The 943-nt window shown below is 38.3% G+C and carries 1 protein-coding gene and 1 pseudogene; both read right to left on the reverse strand.

Annotated features, from left to right (window positions below):
• Nucleotides 1-428 (reverse strand): siphovirus Gp157 family protein (locus ABN217_RS19020; RefSeq protein WP_349459821.1); only part of this gene is annotated, 428 nt, incomplete at its 3' end.
• Nucleotides 428-943: pseudogene (locus tag ABN217_RS19025) on the reverse strand (hypothetical protein); the annotation flags it as partial. The gene ABN217_RS19020 and the pseudogene ABN217_RS19025, both read right to left, overlap by 1 nt.

Consider the following 943-nt stretch of genomic DNA (forward strand, 5'->3'; position numbering starts at 1 on the left):
TCTTTGATGCCTTTTTTATCAGGCGCGGTGATGGTTTGAACATCAACCAACTCATCCGGTAATAAAGCCTCATTGTCGATAATGACTCGAACAACACCAGCTCTAGCAGTGAATGTATTTTTTGTTGTTTTTAATTTATCTAATCCTGAAGCTAATAAGCAGTTGAGAGCATATTTCTTTAGGTTTTTAGCTTGGTTTTCGAATGATTTTTTACGATCAGATAAACGTTTAGATTCCTCATCAAGTGTTTTAGCTTGACCTTCGATATTGCGAACGTGGTGCATAATCGCATCCAATTTATCACCTAGCTCGCCCTCGATACCTTCCAATGTATCTGCGATATCTTCAGGAGAGAATTCTCCTGTTTCAACGAGTTGTTGTAATTTTTCGTAATTGGTCGCCAGTGCGATAGCAGTAGTATTGGTCATTAGATTGCCTCTTCTTTATGTTTCAGTTGGTCTAAACACTCTTTTTCGATTTGGTTTAATCGACGTAAACGGCCGGACAAATATTTCTCATAATCGTTGTCACGACGCTCTTGAGCTGATTTGATATGCGCAGAAATTTCGCGCGTTAATGTGGATGCAATGCCTCGTAATTCATTCTCAGTAACAGCACTACGCATCACTTCCGTATGTTTAGTAAATTTCTCGTCTAATTCTTTACGAATGCGAGTAATATCTTCAGCTTTTTCACTCGCGTTTTTAATTTCAAATTCAAGCTTATTACTTGCTAAATATTCAGGGTTATCATGCATACCCATAAAGACATCAGAGCTAAAGCCAAGCATTGATAGGGCTTTTTTGATTGCATCAGTGAGTGATTTTTTAATAGCTTCACCGTCAACTTTAATGCCATAGTTAGTTTGATAGCGGTATGGTGTTGCACCATAACTTTCAAACTCACCGCGGGTTTCACATTCGATGATGTACCAAAAACGGAT

Origin of the sequence: Proteus sp. fly-1067 (assembly GCF_040139345.1) — a bacterium.
Taxonomy (GTDB): domain Bacteria; phylum Pseudomonadota; class Gammaproteobacteria; order Enterobacterales; family Enterobacteriaceae; genus Proteus; species Proteus vulgaris_B.